The sequence below is a fragment of the Amycolatopsis sp. NPDC048633 genome, from assembly GCF_040650695.1.
Lineage (GTDB): Bacteria > Actinomycetota > Actinomycetes > Mycobacteriales > Pseudonocardiaceae > Amycolatopsis.
Genome location: NZ_JBEZHS010000060.1, coordinates 1 through 22,364, shown reverse-complemented (window position 1 = coordinate 22,364; position 22,364 = coordinate 1). Strand labels below are relative to the sequence as shown.

Annotated in this window: 23 protein-coding genes; 9 read left to right on the top strand and 14 right to left on the bottom strand. The window is 71.0% G+C overall.

Features of this window, described 5'->3' with window-relative positions:
• Positions 1-9: 9 nt before the first annotated feature.
• The 6 genes from AB0C38_RS47695 to AB0C38_RS47670 are packed head-to-tail and all read right to left on the bottom strand — an operon-like array spanning position 10 to position 6,441.
• Positions 10-1,452 carry a UbiD family decarboxylase gene (locus AB0C38_RS47695; RefSeq protein ID WP_360687726.1) on the bottom strand — a complete coding sequence of 481 codons (1,443 nt, stop codon included), beginning with the start codon at positions 1,450-1,452 and terminating at the stop codon, positions 10-12.
• Positions 1,449-2,219, bottom strand: coding sequence for an alpha/beta fold hydrolase (locus tag AB0C38_RS47690; RefSeq protein ID WP_360687723.1), 771 nt, complete (start codon positions 2,217-2,219; stop codon positions 1,449-1,451). The genes AB0C38_RS47695 and AB0C38_RS47690 overlap by 4 nt, the downstream gene beginning before the upstream one ends.
• Positions 2,216-2,695, bottom strand: coding sequence for a (2Fe-2S)-binding protein (locus tag AB0C38_RS47685; protein ID WP_360687720.1), 480 nt, complete (start codon positions 2,693-2,695; stop codon positions 2,216-2,218). Before AB0C38_RS47685 ends, AB0C38_RS47690 begins: the two co-directional genes overlap by 4 nt.
• The gene (locus AB0C38_RS47680) at positions 2,692-5,016 is read right to left on the bottom strand and encodes a xanthine dehydrogenase family protein molybdopterin-binding subunit (protein ID WP_360687717.1); all 2,325 of its coding nucleotides are present in this window, start codon (positions 5,014-5,016) and stop codon (positions 2,692-2,694) included. The genes AB0C38_RS47685 and AB0C38_RS47680 overlap by 4 nt, the downstream gene beginning before the upstream one ends.
• Positions 4,973-5,857: an FAD binding domain-containing protein gene (locus AB0C38_RS47675; RefSeq protein ID WP_360687715.1), complete on the bottom strand. Its 885-nt coding sequence runs from the start codon at positions 5,855-5,857 to the stop codon at positions 4,973-4,975. Before AB0C38_RS47675 ends, AB0C38_RS47680 begins: the two co-directional genes overlap by 44 nt.
• Positions 5,857-6,441 carry an SRPBCC domain-containing protein gene (locus AB0C38_RS47670; protein ID WP_360687712.1) on the bottom strand — a complete coding sequence of 195 codons (585 nt, stop codon included), beginning with the start codon at positions 6,439-6,441 and terminating at the stop codon, positions 5,857-5,859. The genes AB0C38_RS47675 and AB0C38_RS47670 overlap by 1 nt, the downstream gene beginning before the upstream one ends.
• 130 nt (positions 6,442-6,571) lie before the next feature.
• On the opposite strand from AB0C38_RS47670, the gene AB0C38_RS47665 reads away from it, so the two are divergent.
• The 4 genes from AB0C38_RS47665 to AB0C38_RS47650 all read left to right on the top strand — a co-directional run bounded on the left by AB0C38_RS47665 (position 6,572) and on the right by AB0C38_RS47650 (position 10,825).
• Positions 6,572-7,336 carry an IclR family transcriptional regulator gene (locus tag AB0C38_RS47665; RefSeq protein ID WP_360687709.1) on the top strand — a complete coding sequence of 255 codons (765 nt, stop codon included), beginning with the start codon at positions 6,572-6,574 and terminating at the stop codon, positions 7,334-7,336.
• A 242-nt stretch (positions 7,337-7,578) separates the two neighbouring features.
• Entirely contained in the window at positions 7,579-8,901 is a 1,323-nt protein-coding gene (locus AB0C38_RS47660) for an MFS transporter (RefSeq protein WP_360687706.1), read from the top strand.
• A gap of 20 nt (positions 8,902-8,921) precedes the next feature.
• Positions 8,922-10,232, top strand: a complete 1,311-nt coding sequence (locus AB0C38_RS47655; protein WP_360687703.1) for an MFS transporter — start codon at positions 8,922-8,924, stop codon at positions 10,230-10,232.
• Positions 10,229-10,825, top strand: a complete 597-nt coding sequence (locus AB0C38_RS47650) for a UbiX family flavin prenyltransferase (RefSeq protein WP_360687700.1) — start codon at positions 10,229-10,231, stop codon at positions 10,823-10,825. Before AB0C38_RS47655 ends, AB0C38_RS47650 begins: the two co-directional genes overlap by 4 nt.
• Here AB0C38_RS47650 and AB0C38_RS47645 read toward each other — a convergent pair.
• The gene (locus tag AB0C38_RS47645; protein ID WP_360687697.1) at positions 10,788-11,150 is read right to left on the bottom strand and encodes a VOC family protein; all 363 of its coding nucleotides are present in this window, start codon (positions 11,148-11,150) and stop codon (positions 10,788-10,790) included. The genes AB0C38_RS47650 and AB0C38_RS47645 overlap by 38 nt on opposite strands.
• Before the next feature lie 172 nt (positions 11,151-11,322).
• On the opposite strand from AB0C38_RS47645, the gene AB0C38_RS47640 reads away from it, so the two are divergent.
• Positions 11,323-12,159, top strand: coding sequence for a hypothetical protein (locus tag AB0C38_RS47640; protein WP_360687694.1), 837 nt, complete (start codon positions 11,323-11,325; stop codon positions 12,157-12,159).
• The gene (locus AB0C38_RS47635; protein WP_360687691.1) at positions 12,159-12,569 is read left to right on the top strand and encodes a hypothetical protein; all 411 of its coding nucleotides are present in this window, start codon (positions 12,159-12,161) and stop codon (positions 12,567-12,569) included. The genes AB0C38_RS47640 and AB0C38_RS47635 overlap by 1 nt, the downstream gene beginning before the upstream one ends.
• Positions 12,570-12,577: 8 nt before the next feature.
• Here AB0C38_RS47635 and AB0C38_RS47630 read toward each other — a convergent pair whose 3' ends face one another.
• On the bottom strand, positions 12,578-13,474 hold the full coding sequence (locus tag AB0C38_RS47630) for a LysR family transcriptional regulator (protein WP_360687688.1): 897 nt from the start codon (positions 13,472-13,474) through the stop codon (positions 12,578-12,580).
• 73 nt (positions 13,475-13,547) lie between these two features.
• Here AB0C38_RS47630 and dapA point away from each other — a divergent pair, with 73 nt between their 5' ends.
• The gene (gene dapA, locus AB0C38_RS47625; protein WP_360687685.1) at positions 13,548-14,426 is read left to right on the top strand and encodes a 4-hydroxy-tetrahydrodipicolinate synthase; all 879 of its coding nucleotides are present in this window, start codon (positions 13,548-13,550) and stop codon (positions 14,424-14,426) included.
• 2 nt (positions 14,427-14,428) lie between these two features.
• On the opposite strand, the gene AB0C38_RS47620 is transcribed toward dapA, so the two are convergent.
• Entirely contained in the window at positions 14,429-15,100 is a 672-nt protein-coding gene (locus tag AB0C38_RS47620; RefSeq protein ID WP_360687765.1) for a class I SAM-dependent methyltransferase, read from the bottom strand.
• A gap of 155 nt (positions 15,101-15,255) precedes the next feature.
• Between AB0C38_RS47620 and AB0C38_RS47615 the strand changes: the two genes are divergently transcribed.
• Positions 15,256-15,528 carry a hypothetical protein gene (locus AB0C38_RS47615; protein ID WP_360687682.1) on the top strand — a complete coding sequence of 91 codons (273 nt, stop codon included), beginning with the start codon at positions 15,256-15,258 and terminating at the stop codon, positions 15,526-15,528.
• Positions 15,529-15,554: 26 nt separating this feature from the next.
• Entirely contained in the window at positions 15,555-17,378 is a 1,824-nt protein-coding gene (glmS, locus tag AB0C38_RS47610) for a glutamine--fructose-6-phosphate transaminase (isomerizing) (protein ID WP_360687679.1), read from the top strand.
• 3 nt (positions 17,379-17,381) lie between these two features.
• Here the strand turns inward: glmS and AB0C38_RS47605 are convergent, their stop codons facing one another.
• The 5 genes from AB0C38_RS47605 to AB0C38_RS47585 form a co-directional block, all read right to left on the bottom strand.
• Complete coding sequence (locus AB0C38_RS47605) at positions 17,382-18,791, bottom strand: BNR repeat-containing protein (protein ID WP_360687676.1); 1,410 nt, start codon at positions 18,789-18,791, stop codon at positions 17,382-17,384.
• Between the two features lie 77 nt (positions 18,792-18,868).
• Entirely contained in the window at positions 18,869-20,041 is a 1,173-nt protein-coding gene (locus tag AB0C38_RS47600; protein ID WP_360687673.1) for an FAD-dependent oxidoreductase, read from the bottom strand.
• On the bottom strand, positions 20,038-20,238 hold the full coding sequence (locus AB0C38_RS47595) for a ferredoxin (RefSeq protein ID WP_360687670.1): 201 nt from the start codon (positions 20,236-20,238) through the stop codon (positions 20,038-20,040). The genes AB0C38_RS47600 and AB0C38_RS47595 overlap by 4 nt, the downstream gene beginning before the upstream one ends.
• Positions 20,235-20,978, bottom strand: a complete 744-nt coding sequence (locus AB0C38_RS47590) for a TetR family transcriptional regulator (protein ID WP_360687667.1) — start codon at positions 20,976-20,978, stop codon at positions 20,235-20,237. The genes AB0C38_RS47595 and AB0C38_RS47590 overlap by 4 nt, the downstream gene beginning before the upstream one ends.
• Positions 20,979-20,983: 5 nt before the next feature.
• On the bottom strand, positions 20,984-22,183 hold the full coding sequence (locus tag AB0C38_RS47585; protein WP_360687664.1) for a cytochrome P450: 1,200 nt from the start codon (positions 22,181-22,183) through the stop codon (positions 20,984-20,986).
• Positions 22,184-22,364 lie beyond the last annotated feature (181 nt).

Genomic DNA, 22,364 nt, shown 5'->3' with positions numbered 1-22,364 from the left:
GGACCGCGCTCAAGCCAGCTCCGCCCGCCACTTCCGTTCGAGGTCCCGCAGGAACTCCGGATCGCTCTGCGCCACCCGCGGAAAACTCTCCAACCGCTCATAAGGACGGCACGCGTCGATGATCGCGCGGCTGTTGAACGGCGGCGAGCCCTCCACCGACAGCGGATCCAGCTTGCTGCCCCACGTCCGCTTCATCACCTCGATGTCGGTGTCGGGGTCGCTGCGCGTCGACATCGCCCAGATGACCTGGTCGAGGTCCGCCGGGTCGATGTCGTCGTCCACCACGACCACGTACCGGTTCATGTAGGCCGCCGCCGGGCACTGGGCGGTCAGGTACGCCACCTGGCGCGCGTGGCCGGCGTAACGCTGCCGGAGCGACACCGCGATGAACAGCCGCCCGCCGCCGGATTCGTGGGCCCACGCCTTGACGATGCCCGGCACGCCCGAGGCGGCGAGCTCGTCCTGGATCATCGCCGACTTCATCACCGTGCGCATGTACGAGTAGTCGTGCGGCGGTTTGCCCGGCGGCGCGCCGAGCAGGATCGGGTCGTCGCGGTGGTACAGCCGCGTGATCTCGACAGCGAGGTTCGGCCGGCGGCGGCCCGAGTAGTACCCGGTCCACTCGCCGAACGGTCCCTCCTCGCGCAGGTGGTCCGGCCGCAGCCAGCCCTCGATCGCCAGCTCGCTGCCCGCCGGGATCGGCAGCCCGGTGTCCGGCCCGGTGACGACCGGGACCCGCTCGCCCAGCACCGCCCCGGCGTACTCCAGCTCCGAGATCCCGTGCGGAACCTCGGTCCCGCCCAGCACGAGCAGCAGCGGGTCGTGTCCGAAGGAGACAGTCACCGGCGCACGGCCTTCGCGCTCGAACCAGCGCCGGATGTTCTGGTCGCCGTGCTTGCCCGGCACCACCGCGAGGGTGACGCTGCGGCCGTCGTCGGCCACCTCCATCCGGTAGCACCCGCCATTGTGGACGCCGGTGTCCGGGTCGCTGGTGACGACGAAGCAGCCCGTCCCGATGAACCGCCCGCCGTCGTGTTCGTGCCACCGCGGCACCGGGAACGTCAGCAGGTCGACCTTGTCACCAGGGACCTCGTTGGCCAGCAGGGGCGCGTCCTCGACCGGCCGCACCGGGAACTCCCGGGCCGACGCCGCCCAGCGCGACGGCTTCCCGCGCAGGGCCTCGACCACGCCGACGTCGTCGAGGTCGTCCCCCAGGCGAAGCGTCCGCCCGAACCGCCGCGGCGACCCCGTGCTGCCGGTGAGTACCCGCATCCCGGCCGGGTAGCCGGCGATCTCGTCGAACAGCACCGCCGGTGCGCCCGGCAGCCGGTAGCTCAGCTCGGCGATCCCACCCAGCTCGAGGTCCCAGTGCGCGCCCCGGACAGTGCGCAGCTCCCCGAACCCGGCGACGGCGTCGAGGTGCGAACGCAGGCTCAGCAGCGGTTCCGTCACGACTCTTCCCCGGCGAAGTGCGCGGCGACGACCGGCCAGAGGTCGGGCCGTTCCAGCAAGCTCAGGTGCCGCGCGCGGTCGAGCACCTGGAGCCGTGCGCCCTCGATCCCGGCGGCCAGCTCCTGCGACATCGACGGCGGCGTCGCGTAGTCCTCGGCCCCGACCAGGACCAGGGTCCCGGCCCGGACGTCGCCGAGCCGGTCCCGCGCGTCCAGCCCGCCGAGGGCCCGGCAGGCGGCCGCGTGGGCCTTGGAGTCGGTCGCGACGAAGATGTCGCACACCCGCTGGACTTCGTCGGGCTGCTCGGCGCGGAAGGCGTCGGCGAACCACCGGTCCCGCTGGAACTCGAGCTGGGCGACGCGGTCCAGGGCGAGCGCCCGCTCGGCCCGTTGCGCCCATTCGGCGACGCTGTCCGGGCCGTACCACGCGGTCGCGTCGGCGAGCACGAGCCGGTGCACGAGGTCCGGTCGCGTTGCGGCGAGTGTGAGGGCGGTGCTGCCGCCCATCGACAGCCCGATGACGTCGGCCGGGCCGGCGCCGAAGTCCTCGATGACGGCGGCCGCGTCGGCGGCCATGTCGTCCACAGTGAACTCCGCGCCGTCCCAAGAGGACTCTCCATGACCCCGGGCGTCCAGGGCGAGGACCTGGTGCGTCTGCCCGAGATGTTCGGCGACCGGGTCCCAGACCGCGCCGCTGAGCGCCAGCGGGTGCAGCAGCACGACGGGGCGGCCGGCCGTGCCGGTGCGGTGGACGTTCAGTTCTTTCACGCGCTCTTCCTTCCCTCGCGGGCTTCCCGGCGGGCGGCCGCGGCCTTGATCGCGGTGCGGATCTCGCCGTAGGTGCCGCAGCGGCAGATGTTGCCCTCCAGGTGCTCGGTGACGTCGTCGTCGGTCGGCCGCGGGTTCTCCTCCAGCAGCTCGTGCGCCATCAGCACGAAGCCGGGGATGCAGTAGCCGCACTGCATCGCGCGGGCCGCGACGAACTCCTCGACCACCTCGTCGCCGTCCGGCAGCCCGTCGGCCGTCGTGATCTCGGCTTCGTCGTAGCGTGCGGCGCGGGTCAGGCAGCTCGACACGCTCTTGCCGCCGGCCAGCACCGTGCAGGCCCCGCACGCGCCGACGCCGCAGCCTTCGCGCGCGCTCGTCACGCCGAACTCGCGGCGCAGCACGTCGAGCAGCAGCTCGTCGTCGGCGACGGCGAGGCGGCGGCGCCTGCCGTTGACGGTCAGCTGGATCTCCCTCATGACTGCTCCTGCTCGATGATCGCGGTGAGGACCCGCTCCGGGGTGAGCGGCAGCTCGGTCAGCCGGACGCCGGTCGCGTCGCGCACGGCGTTGGCGATCGCCGGGGCCAGCGGGATGATCGCGGTCTCGCCGACCCCCTTGGCACCGAAGGGTCCGGTCCGGTGTGGACTCTCGATGACGATCGGCGTCAGCTTGTCCGGCATGTCCTTGATGGACGGCAGCTGGTAGTCCAGCAGGGTGCCGTTGACGATCTGGCCCTCGTCGAACACGAGCTGGTCGAACAGCGCGTGCCCGATGCCCATGATCGCCGCGCCGGAGAGCTGCTGCTCGACCATGGCCGGGTTGATCGCGCGGCCGACGTCACCGGCGACCGCGAGGTGCTCGATGTGCACCCGCCCGGTGGCGGTGTCCACGGTCAGCTGAACGGCGGCCGCGCCGGCGAACCAGTGCTCGGTGACCTGCGGGGACTGCCCGGTCTCGTGGTCGTAGGGCTGCCACGACGTGCTGAAGTTCGCCTCGGCGGTGAGCGTGGTGCCCCGCGCGCCGAAGTGGGCGAGCAGCAGGTCCGGGATGCTGACGGTGGCCTGGCTCTGGGCGCTGACCAGCCCGTCGCCGGTGATCTTGAGGTCGGTCGCCTCGACGTCGAAGTGCTTCGCCGCGAGGGCGGTCAGCTTGTCCCGCATGGACTCCGCGGCGAGCCGCACGGCGTTGCCCGTGTGGTAGGTCGAGCGCGAGCCGGCGGTGATCGTGTCGTAGGGCGTGACGTCGGTGTCCGCGCCGATGACGCGTACCTGGCCCTCGCCGAGGCAGAGCACTTCCGCGGCGATCTGCGCCATGATCGTGTCGCTGCCCTGTCCCATGTCGACGGTGCTGATCAGCACGGTCGCCGAGCCGTCCTGGTTGAGCTGCACGGTGGCGTTGGAGATCGTCGGGGTCAGCACGGCCTTGATCCCGACCGCCACGCCGCGGCCGCGCACGAAGCGGCCTTCCGCCGGCGGCAGCGGCTCGGACCAGCCGATGGCCTCGGTGACGGCGTCGAGGCAGCCGACGAAGTCCGCGCTGTGCATCGGGGTGCCGACCGGGGCGATGTCGCCTTCCCGCAGCAGGTTGCGCCGCCGGAACTCGGCCGGGTCCTCGCCGCGTTCGCGCGCCAGCTCGTCCACAAGAGATTCGTGGGACCACGTCACCTGCGGGACGCCGAAGCCGCGGAACGGCCCGGCGGACGGCTTGTTCGTGTAGACGCACCGGGAGCGCACGCGGACGTTGTCCACTTTGTACGGTCCGGTGGCGACCATGCCGGACTTGGCGGTGATGCGCGGCCCGACATCGGCGTAGGCGCCGGTGTCGTACCGGACGTCGGCGGTCGCCGCGGTGATCGCACCGTGCTCGTCGGCGGTCATGCTGCCGGACACGGCCGCGCCGTGGCGCGTGGTGAGCAGGAACGCCTCCTCGCGCGTGGCGGTGATGCGCACGGGCTTGCGCTGCGTCCAGGCCAGGGCCGCGACCAGGGGTTCCAGCCGGTCGTACATCTTGGCGCCGAAGCTGCCGCCGAGCGGCGCGGTCCGCACCCGGACGCGGTTGAGCGGGAGGTCGAGCAGGTCGGCGAGGCTCTGCCGCACGTACGACGGCGTCTGCGTCGTCGCCAGCAGCTCGACCCGGTCACCCTCGGGCCACGCGGCCGCGTACGGCAGCTCGATCGGCACGTGGTGGGTCGGCGGCGCCCAGAACTCCGCACTCACGGTGGTCCCCTGCGCCGCGTCCGGGTCGCCGCGCCGGAGGTTGAACTCGTAGTTGACGTTGGTGTCGCGCTTGCCGCGGAGATGCTTCAGGTCGCCGAACACCGCCGACGGCCGGAGCTCGTCGTGCACGAAAGCGCTTCCGGTGATGGCCTCGTCGACGTCGTGCACCGGGTCCAGCTCGTCGTACTCGACCTGGATCTCTTCGGCCGCGTACCGAGCCTGCGCGACGCTGTGCGCGAGCACGGCCGCGACGGGCTCGCCGACGTAGCGGACCTTGCCCACGGCGAGGCACGGCTGGTCGGAGAACGCGGGGCCGGTCATCAACCGGTCGCCGAGCAGGGCGAACAGGTCCGCCCCGGTCACGACCGCGACGACACCCTCGGCCGCGAGCGCCCGGGACGTGTCGACCGAGACGATCTTCGCGTGCGGCCGGGTGCTGCGGTGGACGGCCACGTCGAGGCACGGCCGCACGGGTTCTTCGGCGGCGTACCGGAACTCGCCGCGGACCTTGGCGCGCCCGTCGGTGCGGGCCCACCGCTCACCGACGGCGGCGCCGCCCGAGGAACGGGATCCGTCGCTCATCGTCTCGCTCCTTCCAGGAACCTCGTACGGCTTCTTCGACGGCCACCAGGCCGAGCCGGGTCTTGTAAGCGCTTCCCCCGCGCACGTCCGGCAGGGGGTCGATCAGCGGCCCGGCGACCTCTTTCGCCGTGGCCACGACTTCGTCGGCCGGGGTGTCGCCGGGGATTTCGAACTGCGTGAACACCGGAACGTGCGCCAGCGCGCCGAGCCCGAGCCGGACCTGGCGGCGGCCGCGGGAGCCGTCGACCACCAGCGCGGCGGCGGACGCGCACGGCCAGTCGTTGACCGCGAGGCTCGACAGCTTGGCGAAGTGCGCCCCCGCGGATTCGGGCTGCCGCGGGATCTCGATCGCGGTGATGATCTCACCGGGTGCCAGGGCCGTCTGCTGGAAGTCGACGAAGAACTCCCGGGCGGGCACGGTCCGCTTCCCCCGCGACGACGTCAGCTCGACGCGCGCGTCGAGCACCATCAGGGCGGTCGGCGGGTCGAGCCGGTAGTCGCCGTGCGCGAGGTTGCCGCCGACGCTCGCGGTGTTGCGGACGCGAGGGTTGGCGACCCGGCCGTAGACCTCGGCGGCCAGCGGTGCGAGCTCCCGCACGAGCGGGCTGGTTTCCATCTGCCGCAACGTGACCAGGGGGCCGGCGCGCAAGCCGTCCTTGGTCCGGGTGATCTCGCCGAGGCCCGGGACCGCGCCGATGTCGACCAGGTCGGACGCGAAGAGCACGCCCTGCTTGAGCAGGATCTGGACGGCGGTGCCGCCGCCGTAGACCATCGCGTCGTCGCCGGCCGCCATGATCGAGCAGGCTTCGCCGAGCGTGTCCGGGTAGTGGTAAACCGGCATCAGCTCTTCTTCCCGAACAGCCGCGCGAGCAGGCGGCGCCACCACGAGACGGGCGCGGTCGTTTCGGCAGCCGGTTTCGCAGGCCCGTTGCGACGTTCGAGGACGCTGCGCAGGCCCGGGTTGTCCGGCCCCGGCGGGCCGGCGGCGCAGATCTCGGAGAAGGCCGCGACGAACTCCTTTTCGACCTCTTGCGAGCGGCGGCGCACGAGCGACTCGCCGAGCCGGCCGATCCGGCCCCAGATCGCCACGTCCAGGCTGTAGTCCACTTTGGACGAGTCAGGGCCGTCGGGCTGGACGCCGAGCCGCGCGTCGATCTTGATAGAGCTGCCGAGCTTGTGGTCCTCGCCCTTGAGCAGCGCCCGCACCAGTTCGGGCTCGCGCAGCTCGGTGATCTCCGCGGAGAACCCGGCGCTGAACCGGACGTGGGCGATCTCGTTCACCAGGCGGCCGCGGTAGTGCGAAGGGTCCGCCCGGTCCAGCTCGGTGCACCCGGGCACGCTGACCCGCATCGAGTCGGGATCGAGGAAGTGCGCGAACACGCGATCGTGCCCCGCGGGGACGAGGAAGGAAGATCCGAGCTTCATGTATGACCCACCAAATCGAAAGACCGCTAGAGAGGACTAGGTGTCTAATATAGAGGACATTAACACGGTCCTGGCGACAGGCAAACCCGCTCGGCTACCGTGCGCGAAGGAAGAACGACGAGGGGCGAGGATGACGAGCGACGTACCAGCAGTGCTGAGCACCGTGCGGCTTCTGGAGCGGATCGCCCGGGACTGGCCGGAACCGGTGTCCTCCGGGGTGCTGATCGAAGAGCTGGGCCTCAACCGCAGCACCTGCTACAACATCCTCGGCACCCTGCAGCGTGCCGGCTGGACCACCAGCCGCGACGGCTGGTCGCTCGGCCCGCGCCTGCTCGCGATGGCCCGCCTCTCCGAAGACTGGATGACGGAGATCGTCCAGCAGGAGCTCGACGCGCTCAGCCAGCAGATCCGCTTCATCGCGTTCGCCGTGCAGCCGCAGGGGAAGAACGCGTACTCCGTCCTGGCCAAGGGCGACCGCGGCAAGGGCGTCCGGATCACGGTGGGCATCGGCGACACGTTCCCGTTCTCGGCGCCGGCCATCATGCGCGCGTTCCACGCCTGGTCCGACCCGGCCGAGGTCGACCGGCTGATCGGCCAGTACGCCGTCGAGGCGTTCACCCCCGAGACGGTCACCGCCCCCGCCGCACTGCACGAAGTGCTGAAGGGCACCCGCGAACAGGGTTACGCCGAGAGCATCCGGGAGTACGACCTCGGCCAGTCGGGCGTCGCGGCACCGGTGTTCGACGCGCAGGGCCGGGTCAGCATGGTCGTCTGCTCGCTCGCGTTCGCGTCGGAGCTCAACGAGTCCAATGTGGATCACTACGGTGCGCTCATCCGCGAATGCGGGCTGCGCATCACCGAACGCACCGGCGGCACCACGGAGACCGCGGACTGAGCTCGCGTCCACTGTGGATCATCCCGTCTTCGGTCCGCGAATGCGCCGATAATCGCATGTGCTCTCCGCAGATGCGACAACAATAGTCAGAAATCAACGCAGATGCGGATCGCCGTCGAGCAGCTGCGCCCAATCGTTCCTTGACCTCACCCTTCGCCTCGCTTACGGTTCCGCATGCAGGACTCGATGTCCTAGATAGAGGACAAGACTTCCGGCCCACGGCGGCCCGGAAAGGAGATCCCGTGTCCGAGGTCGCGCTCACCCGGAAGCCCTGGGCCAAAACCCTGAACCGTACGCAGTGGCGGTCCCTGCTCGCCGCGAACCTCGGCTGGCTCTTCGACGGCTTCGAGACCTACGCCCTCATCCTGACCGCGGGTCTCGTCCTGAAGACACTCGAACCCACGGCACCGGCGACGCAGGTGGCGTTCCTGACCGGCGCCACGATCGCCGTCACGCTGCTCGGCTGGGGCTTCGGCGGGATCGTCGGCGGTGTGTTCGCCGACTACTTCGGCCGGCGCAAGGCCCTCCTGACGTCGATGGTGCTGTACGCGGCGTTCACCGGCCTCACCGCGGTTTCCTGGTCCTGGACGTCGTTCCTCGTCCTGCGGTTCATCACCGGCTTCGCGCTCGGTTCGGAGTGGGGCACCGGCACGTCGCTGGTCGCCGAGACCTGGCCCGCGCACGCGCGCGCCAAGGCCGCCGGTCTCATGCAGTGCGGCCTCGGGCTCGGCTTCTTCCTCGCCTCCGCCTGCTGGTACTTCATCGCGCCGCTGGGCCAGGACTCCTGGCGGTACATGTTCCTCATCGGCGTGCTCCCGGCCGTGTTCGCGTTGTGGCTGCGCCGCAAGGTGCCCGAGTCCGACCAGTGGACCAGCGCGCACCGCCGCCGCCGGGAGCTGAAGGAGCGGGGCGGCGAGCTGACCGACCACGAAAAGTCGTTCACCCGGCTGACCCTGCGCCAGATCATGGTCGATCCCAAGCTGCGCAGGCTGACCATCCTCGGCTCGCTGATGTCCCTGGTCACCACCCTCGGCTGGTGGGGCATCTCGACGTGGGTCCCCGCCTACGTCGCCTCGCGCGCCGCCGGCGAGGGGCATTCGGCGACCGCGTGGGCGAGCGGCGCCGGGATGATCTACAACGCCGGCGCGATCGCCGGGTACATCGCCTTCGGCTTCATCGCCGACCGCGTCGGCCGGAAACCCGCGGTGCTGCTGTACTTCGCCGCTTCGCTGATCCTCACGCCGGTGCTGTTCCTGTGGACGCACAGCCTCGGCCTGATCGTGGTCGTGCTGGTGATCAACGGCTTCTTCACGCTCGGCCAGTACACGTGGATGCCCGTGTGGCTGCCCGAGTTCTACCCCACCCACCTGCGCGCCACCGGCGCGGCGTTCGTGTTCAACGCCGCCCGGTTCATCGCCTTCCTCGGCCCGCTCACCGCCGGCGCGATCATCTCGAAGCTCGGCGGGTACGGCGTCGCCGCGACCGCCGTCGGGTCGATCTACGTGCTGGGCCTGGTCGTCGCCCCGTTCTGCCCCGAGACCCGGGGCCAAAAGCTGCCTGACTGATCCCGCGAAAGGGAACTTCCTTGTCGACCCTCCAGACGCCCACCGGGACCGGTGGGCTCACCCCCGCGCGCTCGTACACCGGCCGCATCCTGTTCTTCGCGTTCCTCGGCACGCTCTTCGACGGCGCGGAGCTCAACCTCGTCGGCTACCCGCTGTCCTACCTCGCGGAGAGCTTCCACGTCAGCACCATCCAGATCATCCAGGTCGCCACGCTGCAGGGGTTCGCCTCGATCGCGGGCGGGATCCTGTGCGGCTGGCTCGGCGACCTCTACGGCCGGCGGTGGACCTACACCGGGTCCGTGCTGGCGTTCGGCGTCGCCGCGCTGCTCGGCGGGCTCGCGCCGAGCTACTTCCTGTTCCTGCTGACCCGGCTGCTGGCCGGCGTCGGGATGGGCGGGCTGTTCGGGCTGTCGTTCTCGATGTTCGCCGAATGCTGGAAGACGCGCAAGCGCGGCATGATGGGCGGCTCGATCCAGGCGATGTACTTCGTCGGCCAGATCCTGACCGAGGGCGTGGTGTACGTCTGCCTCGTCGAGTTCGGCGAAGACCGCGGGTGGCGCACGGGGTACGTCCTGATCGGCGTCACGACGCTGGTGATCGGCATCGCCGCGGCCGTGCTGCTGCCGGAGTCCGAACAGTGGCTGGAGTACCAGCGCGAGCTGAAGGCCGGCCGGGTGCCGGAGAAGCTGCGCCGCACGAAGATCCCGCTGCTGGACGTGTTCCGCGGTGGCTACGCGGCCGGCACGATCCTGTTCATGGGGCTGGCGACGGCGTTGTTCCTGACCACGAACTCGCTCATCTCGTACCTGTCGACGTTCCTGATCAAGGTGGAGAAGGTGCCGCTGGGCACCGCGAGCCTCATCGTCCTCTTGGGACTGGTCGTCACCGGGATCACCTATCCGCTGACCGGGATCCTGTCCGACGTCATGAAACGCAAGTGGGCGATGTTCGCGTCGGCGTTGTTCGGCGTGCTCGGGTTCGGCTGGTTCCTCAGCCTCGTGCTGAGCGGTTCGGCCAAGATCGGCACGGACTTCTGGGCGTCACCGACGTTCTGGGCGCTGATGATGTGCGCCGGCGGCAGCGGCGGGTTCGGCGTGCTCGGCATCTGGATGGCCGAGTTCTTCCCGACGCGCGTGCGGTCGAGCGGCTCGAACCTCAGCTACTACGCCGGCCGCGGGTTCGGCGCCGGGCTGTTCCCGCTGGTGGCGTTGTCGCTCGCGGGCACGGTGCCGCTCGCGCTGGCGCTCGGCATCGTCGGCCCGGTCGCCGCGGCGGTGCTCGCGGTGGTGGCTCCGGACAAGACGGGCCGGCGCATCGAGGCGATCGAATGAAGGTGGTCGTCGCGATCACCGGCGCCAGCGGCGCGGCGTACGGCGTCCGGATCCTCGAGCTGCTGGCGTACCGGCCGGACGTCGAGGTGCACCTGGTGCTGTCGAAGGCCGGCGCGGTGACCGTGCGGCACGAATGCGGGATTTCCCCGTCGGACCTGGGAAAGCTCGTGACGGTGCACCACCGGCCGGGCGAGATCGGCGCGTCGATCGCCTCGGGCTCGTTCCCGGTGGACGCGATGCTGGTGGCGCCGTGCTCGATCAAGACGCTGTCGGCGATCGCGTGGAGCTACACCGACGACCTGGTCAGCCGGGCGGCGGACGTGTGCCTCAAGGAGGGGCGCCCGCTGTTGCTGATGGTCCGCGAAACGCCGTTGCACCTGGGCCACCTGCGAGCGATGACCGCGGCCGCCGAAGCGGGCGCGATCATCGCTCCACCGGTCCCGGCGTTCTACCCGCACCCGGCGACGGTCGAGGACATCGTGGACCACACGGCCCGGCGCGCACTGGCCCGCGTCGGGCTCACCGAGCTGGCTCCGGCGGCGTGGCGGGGAGAGCTCAACCGCGAGGGCTCTGATCGGCGAACTCGACCGTGAAGCCGTCCGGGTCCCGCAGCTGCAGCTGCCGCTCGAACCCGCGGTCGCGCGGCGGGCCGGACACCGGGACCCCGCGGGCGACGAAGTCCGCGTACAGCTCGTCGAGGTCGTCGGCCAGCAGCTCGACCTGGACGAACTGACGCAGCCGGTCGGCCGCTTGCTCGACGACGGCGCCGAGTTCCAGCAGGCCGAGCGTGGCGGATTCCAGGCGCAGCAACACGAACCGGCCGTTGCGGACCTCGGTGGTGAACCCGAGTGACTCGTAGAAGGGGACCGAACGGTCCAAGTCGGTGACGGGCAGGCTCATCCCGGCGAACGTGATCAAGGCGCACTCCTTCGGCTCAGTGCGCCAAACGGGAGTGCCGGGCGGGCGTTCCGACGCTGCACCCGCTTGCCGGTCAGCTTAGCTTTGCTCGCCACTGCCGGGCCAGTCCCTTCCGTCAGCTCACCGGTCCGGCCCCTTGCCCGGCACGGCGACGGCGGCGAAAGTGACAGGTATGGACGAACCCGGCCGAACCTCGGTGACGCCGCCTCCGTGGTGGGAGCAGACCGGCCGGGCCCGGGTCTCGGCCCTGCTGGCGGCGGCCGGCTCCGGCGACAGCGCCGCGTGGTCCGAACTGGTGGACCTGGTCACGCCGTTCCTGTGGGGACTCGTGAGGAACTCCGGCGTCGAAGCCGCCGCACGCGAATCGATCGTGCAAAGCGTCTACGAACACCTGGTGCACAATCTGGATCGCATTCAGGACGAAGACGCTCTGCGCACCTGGGTGCTCAAGAATGCGACGCGAGAGCTTCAAGGACTCCGCTCGTCCGCGGCACCTGCCGACTCGGCGACGCCCACCACATACGGGCACTACGAAGTCGATCGCACGACGAGCAGACTGTCAACCATCGAGCAGCACCTGCTCCGGCTCACCTTGCGCCCCGGTGCCACTTACGCCGACATCGCCACCTCCCTCCAGATCCCGGTCGGCTCCATCGGCCCGACCAGAGATCGAATGTTCAAGAAAATGTGGAGAATCTCGACGTCCGATCCATCCGTGCAGAGGACCGATCCTCCCGGCGGCCCGAGCACAACCCGCGAAAAGCTCGAGAGAGCGCTGCTGGTGCACAACCGCTCCCGCAGCGTGGCCTCACCGGAACGCAAAAGCGGCTGGCTCCACACCGTCGCTCGCGCTTTCGGCCTGATTCCGCCTCCGTGGTCCAGGCCCACGACCGATGACGAGCTCGTCGTCGCCGCGTGCCGGGACGTCACCGGCACCACCCGGGAAACCCTCCGAGAAGTCGCCGCGGTCGCCGCAGAGCGTGACGCGTTCAGAGCAGGAGACCGATGATGACGGAGCAAACCGCGTCCGGCGCTTCTCTGGTCGACGAGTGGCTGGGCATGCGAGTCCTCGAACACGTGCGTGACCTGTACAAAGAGCATCCCGACAGCGCGGATCGCGTGTTGAAGATGGTTGAGACACGACTTCAGCAGCGCCACGAGGGAGAGGTCGTCCACGCCCGGCATCGCCGGCGGCTGGAGTGGGCGTGGTTCGGCTTCCGGGCGGCTTCGGCGTTGCTCGGGTTCGGGGCGCTGGTCGTGTTCGCTCTGGTCGCCGCCCAGTTCATCGGCCACGGCGCGCCCACCCAAGCCAGCGTGGCGCTCGGCGCCGGCGCGGTGTCGGTCGTCGCGATCTTCGTCACGGGGCGCGCGGCAGGTCCTCTCTTCACTCGTCGCTCCGCGGATGAGAAAGACGAATAGCGCACCGCTCAGGGGAGCACGGCCGCGCCGAGTTCCGCCAGCAGCGCCCGGATCGCCGGGCTCGCGTCGGCGCTGCGCCGCCACGCCGCGTGGACCTCCCGCTTCGGCTGGCGCCGCAACGGGCGCGCGATCAGGTCCTCCCCCAGCGGCGGCCGGGCCAGGCGCGGGATCAGCGCGATCACCTCTCCGGACGCGACCAGGGACAGCTGCGTCGCGAAGTCGTCGACCAGGTGACGGACGTCCGGCTCCTCGGGCGCGTCCGCGAACAGGCGCCGGAACCATTGGTGGCACACGGTTCCCGGCGGGCTCGTCACCCACGCGTGGCCCGCGAGGTCGCCGAGCGGTTCGGTGACCGACGCCAGCGGGTGCGACCGGCTCATCACCACGTCGCCGACGTCGGTGTGCACCAGCCGCTGCGTCAGCGACGGCGGCTGGGCGGCAGGCAGCCCGTCGGCGTCGTGGACGAGGGCGAGGTCGGCCGTCCCGGCGTCGACGCTGCGCAGCGCTTCCTCCGGGTCCTGCTCGGTGATGTCGACGCGCAGTTCGGGACAGCGCACCGGCAATCCCGGCAGCAGGGGCGCGAGCAGGCCGCGGATGGCGGTCGAAAACGCCACCACCCGGAGCGTCCCGCGCGGCGCGCCCTCCGCGACCGACTGGGCCGCTTCGGCGCACCGCTCCAGCGCCTGGAACACCTCGGACGCCGAGTCGACGATGGCCTGCCCGGCCGGGGTCAGCACGACCCCGCGGCCCGCCGGCGCGAGCACCGGCACCCCGACCTGCCGCTCCAGCCGCTTGAGCTGCTGCGACACCGCGGACGCCGTGAACCCCAGCTCTTCGGCCGCCCGCGCCAGCGTCCCGAGGGCCGCCACCGACCGCAACGCCCGCAATGCCCCGACCTCGATCACCAAGCCAGATTACGCAATATCGGCAACAAAGCGTCGCTAGACCGCAGCAGTCCCGCCGGGCACAGTTCCAGGCATGACGGACTTCGGCGCCAACCTCGTCGCGATGGTGACCCCCATGCAGCCCGGCGGGGCGCTCAGCGAACCCGGCCTCGCGAGCCTCGTCGACCACCTGCTGGCCACCGGGTGCGACGGCCTCGTCGTCGGCGGGACCACCGGCGAGTCCCCCACCCTGACCGAACCCGAGGCCGCCGGGCTCGTCCGGAGCGTGGTGGCCCGGGCGGGGAACCGGGCCCGCGTGATCGCCGGCGTCGGCACCTACGACACGGCCGCGAGCGTCCGCCGGGCCCGGGAAGCCGAGGCGGCGGGCGCCGACGGGCTGCTGCTCGTCTGCCCCTACTACTCCCGGCCGACGCAGGCCGGGGTGATCGCCCACTGCCTGGCGGTCGCCGACGCGACCCGGCTGCCGGTGATGCTCTACGACGTCCCCGCGCGGGCCGGCATCGCGATGACGCCGGCGACGCTGATCGAGCTGGCCGCCCACCCGCGGATCCGGGCGGTCAAGGACGCCAAGGGCGACCTGTTCGAGGCCATGACGGTCATGACCCGCACATCGCTGGCGTACTACTGCGGCATCGACGAGCTGAACCTGCCTTACCTCGCGTGCGGCGCGGCGGGCGTGGTCAGCGTCGTGGCGAACGTGGCGGCCGGCCGCACCGCCGGCCTCATCGACGCCGTCCGCCGCGGCGACCTCGATTCGGCTCGGGAGATTCAGGCTTCGCTGCTCCCGCTGACCGACGCGATCATGCGGAGCGGCCCCGGAGTCACGATGGCGAAGGCGGCGCTGGCCGAGCTGGGTGTCATCCCGCACGCGACGGTGCGGCTACCGCTGGTCGAGGGCCACGACCGCCGGCAGCTCACGGAGGCGTTGACGACGCTCGCCGTGCCCGCCTGAGATCACTGCATCTCGGGCAGCCGGTAGACCGACACGTGCGACGAAGACTCCGTCGTGAACTCCCCGCCGACCCAGTCCGCGTGCCGGGACTCCAGCTCGAACCCCGCCAGCCGGCCCATCAGATCCAGCTCGGCCGGCCAGATGTAGCGCTGCGGGCAACGACCCAGCCGCGCCGACCGGCCGGAGCCGAACGTGAAGTGGTGTGACACCAGGTGCTGGCTCACCGTGTCGTACGTGTCCACGCCGATGTACCCGGACTCGGCACCGAACACCAGCGCGTCCTGCCCCGGCGGGAGCCGCCGCAGTTCGGGGACCCCCAGCTCGATCACGAACCGGCCGCCGGGGTCCAGGTGGCGGGCGGCGTTGCGGAAGCACTCGACCTGCTCGTCCTGGGTGAGCAGGTTCCCGATCGTGTTGAAGACCAGGTAGACCAGCGAAAAGCGCCCCGGTGCCGTAGCCGTCGCCATGTCGCCGACGACCACCGGGAGGTCCGCTTTCTTCCGCAGCTGCACCAGCATCGGCTCGGACAGTTCGATGCCGCTGACGGACACGTCCCGCGAGGCCAGCGGGACGGCCACCCGGCCGGTGCCGATGGCGAACTCCAGCACCCGCCCGCCCCCGGCCAGCGCGGCGAGGCGGTCCACGACCGGCTCCACGACCTCGGGTGCGAACATCCCGCGGCCCGGGGTGTCGTAACGCTCGGCGGTCTCGACGTCCCAAATGTCTTCTTGACGCACGCATCCACCCTCGACGCAACCCCTGAAACTGTCCAACGATTTGAACTTGCCCGATTTCGGGCAAGAATTTGGGTTTCAGCCCCGCGCGGTGCATGATGGCCGACGTGGAGGACACCGACATCGTCGAGCGCGTGGCCGCGTCCACCGGCCTGCCGCCGGGCGTCGCCGCTCGCGTCGTCGACGACGTCCTCGCCTTCTACCGGACCCCCACCGAGCAGTACGTCCGCCGCCGGCACGCCGAGCTGCAGGCCGAGGGCCGGAAGAACCCCGAGATCTTCCCGCTGGTCGCCGCCGAGCTCCGGGGCCGGCTCGTGGCCGCGCCCGAGCTGTCCGAGCGCCAGCTGCGCCGCATCGTCTACGGCTGAAACAGCCCTCCGAAAGAAGGTTCGCCATGTGCGGAATCGTCGGCTACATCGGCGGCCAGAACGCCGCCCCCATCCTCCTCGAGGGCCTGACCCGGCTCGAGTACCGCGGGTACGACTCCGCGGGCATCGCCGTCCTCGGCCCCAAGGACACCGCGCAGGTCCACCGCGTCGTCGGCCGGGTCCGCAACCTCACCGCCGCGCTGCCCAAGCGCCTGGCCGGGAAGGTCGGCATCGGCCACACGCGGTGGGCCACGCACGGGCCCGCGTCGGAGGACAACGCGCACCCGCACACCTCGGAGGACGGCCGCGTCTGCGTCGTCCACAACGGCATCATCGACAACGCCGACGCCCTGCGCGCCCAGCTCGCCGACGCCGGCGTCAAGCTCACCTCCGAGACCGACACCGAGGTCCTCGCCCACCTGATCGCCCGCTCCGCCGCCGACACCCTCGAAGACGCCGTCGTCGAGGCGGTCTCGCGGATCACCGGCACGTACGCGATCGCCGTCACCGACTCCGCGCACCCGGACCGGCTCGTCATCGCGCGCAACGGCTCGCCGCTGATCATCGGCGTCGGCGAGCGCGAGATGTTCGTCGCCAGTGACCTCGCCGCCCTGGTCCGGCACACCTCGCAGGTCGCGCACCTCGACGACGGCGAGTTCGCGACGGTCTTCGCGACCGGCTACCGGACCTTCACCGTCGACGAGAGCGACACCACCAAGCCCGCCACCGAGATCGACATCGCCGCCGAAGACCTCGACCTCGGCGGCTTCCCGCACTACATGGCCAAGGAGATCCAGGAGCAGCCCGAGTCCATCGAGCGGATGATCCGCGGCCGCCTGGACCACCGCTTCGGCGTCGCCCGCCTCGACGGGCTCAACCTGACGCCCCGCGAGCTGCGCGGGTTCAGCCGCGTGAAGATCCTCGGCTGCGGCTCCGCGTACTACGCCGGGCAGGTCGGCGCGACGATGATCGAGGAGCTGGCCCGGATCCCGGCCGACGCCGAAGCCGCGTCCGAATTCCGCTACCGCAACCCGATCATCGAAGCCGACACGCTGTACATCGCGGTCAGCCAGTCCGGCGAGACGATCGACACCGCCTTCGCCGTCGAAGAGATCAAGCGCAAGGGCGGCCGGGTCGTCGGCCTGGTCAACGTCGTCGGCTCGACGATCGCCCGCGCCTGCGACGGCGGCGTCTACCTGCACGCCGGCCCGGAGATCGCGGTCGCCTCGACCAAGGCCCTGACGAACATGGCCGTCGGCTTCGCGCTGATCGCGCTGTCGCTGGGGCGGGTGCGCGATCTGTCCAATGCGGACGGACAGCGGATCATCGAAGCCATCCGCGCGCTGCCGGACCAGATCCGGACGGTCCTGGCCGCGGAAGCGGAGATCGCCGAGCACGCGAAGACGGCGGCGGCCGCGAACAGCCTGTTCTTCATCGGCCGCGTCCGCGGTTTCCCGGTGGCCCGCGAGGGCGCGCAGAAGTTCAAGGAGATCTCCTACCGCCACGCCGAGGCGTACCAGACGTCCGAGCTGAAGCACGGCCCGCTCGCGCTGATCGACGAGTCGCTCCCGACGGTCGCCATCGTGCCCGCCGACGAGCTGGCCGACCGCAACCTGGCCGCGATGCAGCAGATCCGGGCCCGCGGCGGGTCGGTCCTCGCGATCACGCACGACGACGTCGACTTCGGCGAGCTCGACGTCCCGCGGATCGTCGTCCCCCGGACCGAGCCGGAGCTCGACCCGATCCTGCTGACCATCCCGCTGCAGCTGCTCGCCTACCACGCCGCGCTCACCCTGGGCTACGACATCGACAAGCCGCGCAACCTCGCCAAGTCCGTCACGGTGGAGTGAGCCTCAGCCGAGGCGGAAGTCGGCCACCCGGATCGGCGACGGCGTCGTTCCGGTGGAGACCTGCTGGTACATAACGGAGATCACACCGGTAGCGGACAGCTGCGAGTCGTCGACGTCGACTTCGCCGAACGCTTTCAGGTCGGGGCTGTACACCGTCTTCCAGTCGGTCCAGCCGCTCGTCTTGGACGCTGCGACGATCCGGCCGTACGGCATCACGAGGTAGGCGTTGTCGCCGCGGTCGAACACCAGCTTCGTGCGCTGGGTCGACTCGGGTGACACCGGCACTTCGCGCTTGGTCCAGCTGCCGTCGGCGGCCCGGCTGAGGAAGAACGTCCGGCCGTACTGCTTGCGCTGCGCGGAATAGTTCGTGACGCACTGGGTGAACCGGCCGGGCACGTAGCTGACCACGACGTGCGGGCTGCCCGTGGAGTCGACGGCCTGGCTTTCCTGGTTCATCAGCCCGTGGTCCACGCCCAGCGGGTCGACGACCGTGCCCGGCGAACCCACGGCGACCGGCGTGCCGCCCGTCGTCGCGACGACCGCGCCCGCGTTGGTCCGCCAGGTGCGGCCCCGGTCGTCGCTGAAGACGTAGCCGGTGTCGTGGTTGGCGAGCCCGCCGGCGTTGCACAACACTCCGGTGTTGCCCTCGCGCCAGGTGAACGCGGCGTGCAACCGCCCGCCGGGACCGTAGGTGATGCCGTGCAGGTACATGTTGCGCGTCGTGCTGGTGACACCGTTCCCGGACGTCCACGAGCCGGTCGCCGACGTCCACTTCCCGAGCTTGCGCCAGCTCCCGGCGCTGTATTCGGCGAGCTCGTTGACGCCGTTTCCGGATCCGCCGGTCCGGTAGCTCAGCTGCAGCCGCCGCTCCGGCGTGACCACGAACTGGGGGTAGGTGATCGCGCCGAGGTCGACGCCGTTCAGCGTGCGCTGCACCGTGCCGAAGGCGGCCGGCGTCCAGGCGTGCGAAGCGGGCGCGGACAGCAGGCCCGCGACCGACTCGACGTAGAAGACCTGGTTGCCATGGGTGTCCATGGCCACGTGCAGGCGGCCGTCCTCCGGCGAGACGCCCATCGAGATCACGTTGTGCGAGTCGTCGACGGTCAGCCTGTGCGGCAGCACGGCGGTCTGCCACGCGCCCGTCCCGGCGCGCCGGGCGAGCACGGCACTGCGGTCCGCGGTGTACCAGGCCGCGTACTGGTAGCCCGCGTAGCTGAAGATGCCGCTCTGCTGGAAGGAGTCGTTGTTGACCAGCCCGTCGTAGGAGACGAAGTACAACGCGGCGGCGTCGAGCCGGGTGTCGCCGAGCTTCGTCACGGCCACGGCGGCTTCCGCCGGCGCCGCGGGCAGCAGCGATCCGGCGGCGACCGCCAGCACGACGAGGATCCGGGAAAGCGTTCTCTTCGTCGCCATGACGGCCCTTCCGCTCGATGTTAACGTGAACAGGGTCACCCTCACCCCGGCGCGCCGTCAACCGACGAATGGGGGTCTCAGGGCTTTCCCGCGAACATCGCGGCTCCGGCGATCTCCTGGCGGTGTTGCCGGGCCTGCTTGGGCATGTTCCAGCCGAGCACGCCGACGACCTCACCGGCCCGGCGGTACCGTGCCACGAACCGGCCGGCCGCCAGGTCACCTTCCACAATGGACACTTCGGCGTCCGCGGAGAGCGTTCCGTGCACGTGGATCCGCGCGTCGAACTGGTTGGTCCAGAAGTACGGCACGGGCGTGTACGGCCGGTCGTCACCGAGGATATTCCCCGCGACGGCGATGGCCTGTTCGGTCGCGTTGGTCCGGTTTTCCAGGCGCAGCAGCACGTCGAGGCCTTCGTGGTGCCAGCGGGCGACGTCGCCCGCCGCGTAGATCCCCTCCGCCGCGCGGCACCGGGAGTCGCACACGACGCCGTTGTCGCACAGCACCCCGCTACCCGCCAGCCAGTCCGTCGCCGGCGCGGCGCCGAACGCCACCACGACGACGTCGGCGGGCAGCACTTCGCCGGTCTCCAGGGACACCCCGTCGACGCGTCCGTCTCTTTCGGACAACCCGGTGACCGCCGCACCGAGTCGCAAGTGGACACCGCGAGCCGCGTGGAGTTCCGCGAGCAGACCGGCGGCCAGGGGCCCGAACTGGTACGCGAGCGGCGCGGACTGCGGCCCGGCCAGCGTCACCGCGACCCCAAGGCCGCATACAGTCGCCGCGATCTCCGCGCCGAGGACGCCGTCCCCGACGACCACCACGCGTTTGTCCGGCGCCAGCTCCGCGCGCAGGGCCAGCGCGTCGTCGAGCGTGCGCAGGACGTGGACGCCCGCGAGGCCGCCCTGACCCGGCAGGGTGCGTGGCCGCAGCCCGGTGGCGAGCACGACGGCGTCCGCGGTCAGGGCACGCCCGCTCGCCGTGTGCACGGTCCGCTCGCGGGCGTCGAGCCGTGCCGCCGGGTCGCCGAGCACGAACTCGGCGTCCAATGCGGACAGTGCGTCGGGCGTGCGCAGGCCGGCCTGCGCGGCCGTCCAGGTCCCGGCGAGGACCTGTTTGGACAGTGGCGGGCGGTCGTAGGGCAGGTGCGCCTCGGCACCCAGTACGGTCACGCGGTCCTGGTAACCCTTGCGGCGCAGGGCTTCCACCGTGGCGAGCCCGGCGGCCGACGCGCCGACGACGAGGACCGTCACGCGTCCTCGCTCACCGAGATCGCCACACCGGGGCACACACTCGCCGCCTCCCGGACGATCGCGTGGAGTCCTGCACCCGGGGTCTCGTCGAGCAGGATCACGATGCCGTCGTCGTCGCGCTGGTCGAACACGTCCGGCGCGAGCATCACGCAGGTGCCGGCGCCGCAGCACTTTCCTTCGTCCACAGTGACCTTCATGGTCGTTCCTCTCCTTCGTGGGTCACGGGTGCGAGCCACAGGCCGACCAGCGCGTCGGTCAGGCCGGTGGCGGCTTCGCGCCAGCTGGCTCGCGGGGTGTTACCAATCCGGCCAAAAGGAGGCCGACCCCCACTCGGCACGTGACCGTTGCGACGAAGCCATTCGGCCGTGACTGTGGTCGGATTGGTAACGATCGGCACAGTGTGGCCTTCGGCCACCGCGCGTTCGCGCTCGGCCATCGTGTGGATCAGCAGCTGGCGGGTCATCGCGCTGCGCTCGGCGCGGACCTCGGCGGGCAGCTCGGGCAGGCACCGGCTCAGCCCCTCGACGGTCCGCGCCAGCGACGGCGACGACAGCGTCTCCGCGGCGACGGCCGGCCGCAGCGACGGCTCGGTCATCACCTGCGCGGTGAACCGGGCGAACCAGCTCGGCCGGCCCGCCGCGGCCAGGTACTCGGTGGACGGGTGCACCAGGCACCGGACCCAGTCGCGCAGGTCCGCGCCGGCGCCGAGCTCGGCCAGCATGCGCCCGCGCAGGTCCTCGACCGCCGCGGAGTGCCGGCGGGCGATGGCCCGGACGAGGTCGGCCCGGGTGCCGAAGTGGTAGCCGACGGCGGTGTTGTTGCCCTGCCCGGCGGCCTCGCTGATCTGCCGGTTCGACACGGCGAGCACGCCGTGTTCGGCGTAGAGCCGTTCCGCCGCGGTCAGGATCGACTCCCGCGTCGCGTGCGCCCGGTCCACCGCGATCACCACCGGACGGGCAGTTCCCGCAGTCCGCCGACGGCGAGCCCTTCGACGCGGCGCAGCTCGTCCGCCGGGACGGCGAGCTCGAGCGAGGGCAGCTTGCGCAGTAGGACCTCCAGGACGACCTGCAGTTCGGTGCGGGCCAGCGGCTGCCCGAGGCACGCGTGCGCGCCGGCGCCGAAGGCCAGGTGCGGGTTCGGGCTGCGGCCGAGGTCCATCTCGGCGGCGTTGTCGAACGCGCCTTCGTCGCGGTTGGCCGCGGCCATGCTGCACATCGCGGTGGTGCCGCCGGGCAGCACGGTGCCGGCGACCTCGAACTCGTCGGTGAAGTAGCGCATCATCCCGACGCCGGCGTTGGCGTCCAGGCGCAGCGACTCCTCGACGGCGGTGCGCACCAGCGCCGGGTCGGCCAGCAGCCGCTCCCACCGGGTCCGGTCGGCGAGCAGCATCGCGACCATTTTGGCGATCATGTTCGCGGTGGTCTCGTGGCCGGCGATCAGCAGGCCGATGCCGGTGGCGATCAGCATGGCGTCGGACCAGTCCTCGGGCAGCAGCGCGCTGAGGATGTCTTCGCCGGGCTCGGCGCGCTTGGCGGCGATGAGCCCGCCCATGTACCGGCCGAAGTCCTGCTGCGCGGCGTCGAACTCGGCCTGCGTGTAGCGGGTCATGCTGAGCATGACGTCCGACCAGTGGGCGAACCGGTCGCGGTCGGAGTCCGGCACGCCGAGCATGTCGCAGATGACCCAGACGGGCAGCGGGAAGGCGAGCCCGGCCTTGAGGTCCCCGGGTGCGCCCTTGGCAACCAGGTCGTCGATGAGCTGCTCGGCCATCGCCGCCATGCCGGGCCGCAGGGCGTTCATCCGCTTGGCGGTGAACCACTTGCCGAGCGTGCGCCGCCAGGTGAGGTGGCCCTCGCCGTGCTGCGGGAGGACGGTCGCCATCTCGCTGTTGAAGACCCCACCGGACTCGGTGTCGGCGACCCGCGCGGCGTTGTCGGCCGGCGTGGGCCGGGTCCACCGCGGATCCGAGAGCACGCTCTTGACGTCGTCGTAGCGGGTGATCAGGGCGGCCTCGTCCCCGCTGGCCAGCTGCACGTGCGCGACCGGACATCGGTTTCGGTATTCGGCCCACTCGGCCGGCGGCGCCAGCGCGGTCTCGGCGCGGAACGGGAAGCGCGGCAGGTCGGTGTGACTCGGCGTCATGACGGACTCCTCGTTGGTGAATATCCCCTGACACGCAGCATGGCCAGAGTTCGTCATTACGTCAAGCGCTTGACTTAAATGCCAGACCCAAGCGCCCCAATGGGGTTGTTTCATCGTGGTTTGTGCTGCTCAGGCTGGGTTGACCGACTGTGTTAACGGTCAGGCTCCTGCCGCCCGGGCA

What these genes read in the sequence shown, in the direction of transcription:
- AB0C38_RS47685 (WP_360687720.1), bottom strand. Translation starts at nt 2,695, where the DNA reads ATGAGGGAGATCCAGCTGACCGTCAACGGCAGGCGCCGCCGCCTCGCC.
- AB0C38_RS47680 (WP_360687717.1), bottom strand. Translation starts at nt 5,016, where the DNA reads ATGAGCGACGGATCCCGTTCCTCGGGCGGCGCCGCCGTCGGTGAGCGG.
- AB0C38_RS47675 (WP_360687715.1), bottom strand. Translation starts at nt 5,857, where the DNA reads ATGCCGGTTTACCACTACCCGGACACGCTCGGCGAAGCCTGCTCGATC.
- AB0C38_RS47670 (WP_360687712.1), bottom strand. Translation starts at nt 6,441, where the DNA reads ATGAAGCTCGGATCTTCCTTCCTCGTCCCCGCGGGGCACGATCGCGTG.
- AB0C38_RS47665 (WP_360687709.1), top strand. Translation starts at nt 6,572, where the DNA reads ATGACGAGCGACGTACCAGCAGTGCTGAGCACCGTGCGGCTTCTGGAG.
- AB0C38_RS47650 (WP_360687700.1), top strand. Translation starts at nt 10,229, where the DNA reads ATGAAGGTGGTCGTCGCGATCACCGGCGCCAGCGGCGCGGCGTACGGC.
- AB0C38_RS47640 (WP_360687694.1), top strand. Translation starts at nt 11,323, where the DNA reads ATGGACGAACCCGGCCGAACCTCGGTGACGCCGCCTCCGTGGTGGGAG.
- AB0C38_RS47635 (WP_360687691.1), top strand. Translation starts at nt 12,159, where the DNA reads ATGACGGAGCAAACCGCGTCCGGCGCTTCTCTGGTCGACGAGTGGCTG.
- dapA (WP_360687685.1), top strand. Translation starts at nt 13,548, where the DNA reads ATGACGGACTTCGGCGCCAACCTCGTCGCGATGGTGACCCCCATGCAG.
- AB0C38_RS47620 (WP_360687765.1), bottom strand. Translation starts at nt 15,100, where the DNA reads ATGTTCGCACCCGAGGTCGTGGAGCCGGTCGTGGACCGCCTCGCCGCG.
- AB0C38_RS47615 (WP_360687682.1), top strand. Translation starts at nt 15,256, where the DNA reads ATGATGGCCGACGTGGAGGACACCGACATCGTCGAGCGCGTGGCCGCG.
- glmS (WP_360687679.1), top strand. Translation starts at nt 15,555, where the DNA reads ATGTGCGGAATCGTCGGCTACATCGGCGGCCAGAACGCCGCCCCCATC.
- AB0C38_RS47605 (WP_360687676.1), bottom strand. Translation starts at nt 18,791, where the DNA reads ATGGCGACGAAGAGAACGCTTTCCCGGATCCTCGTCGTGCTGGCGGTC.
- AB0C38_RS47595 (WP_360687670.1), bottom strand. Translation starts at nt 20,238, where the DNA reads ATGAAGGTCACTGTGGACGAAGGAAAGTGCTGCGGCGCCGGCACCTGC.
- AB0C38_RS47585 (WP_360687664.1), bottom strand. Translation starts at nt 22,183, where the DNA reads ATGACGCCGAGTCACACCGACCTGCCGCGCTTCCCGTTCCGCGCCGAG.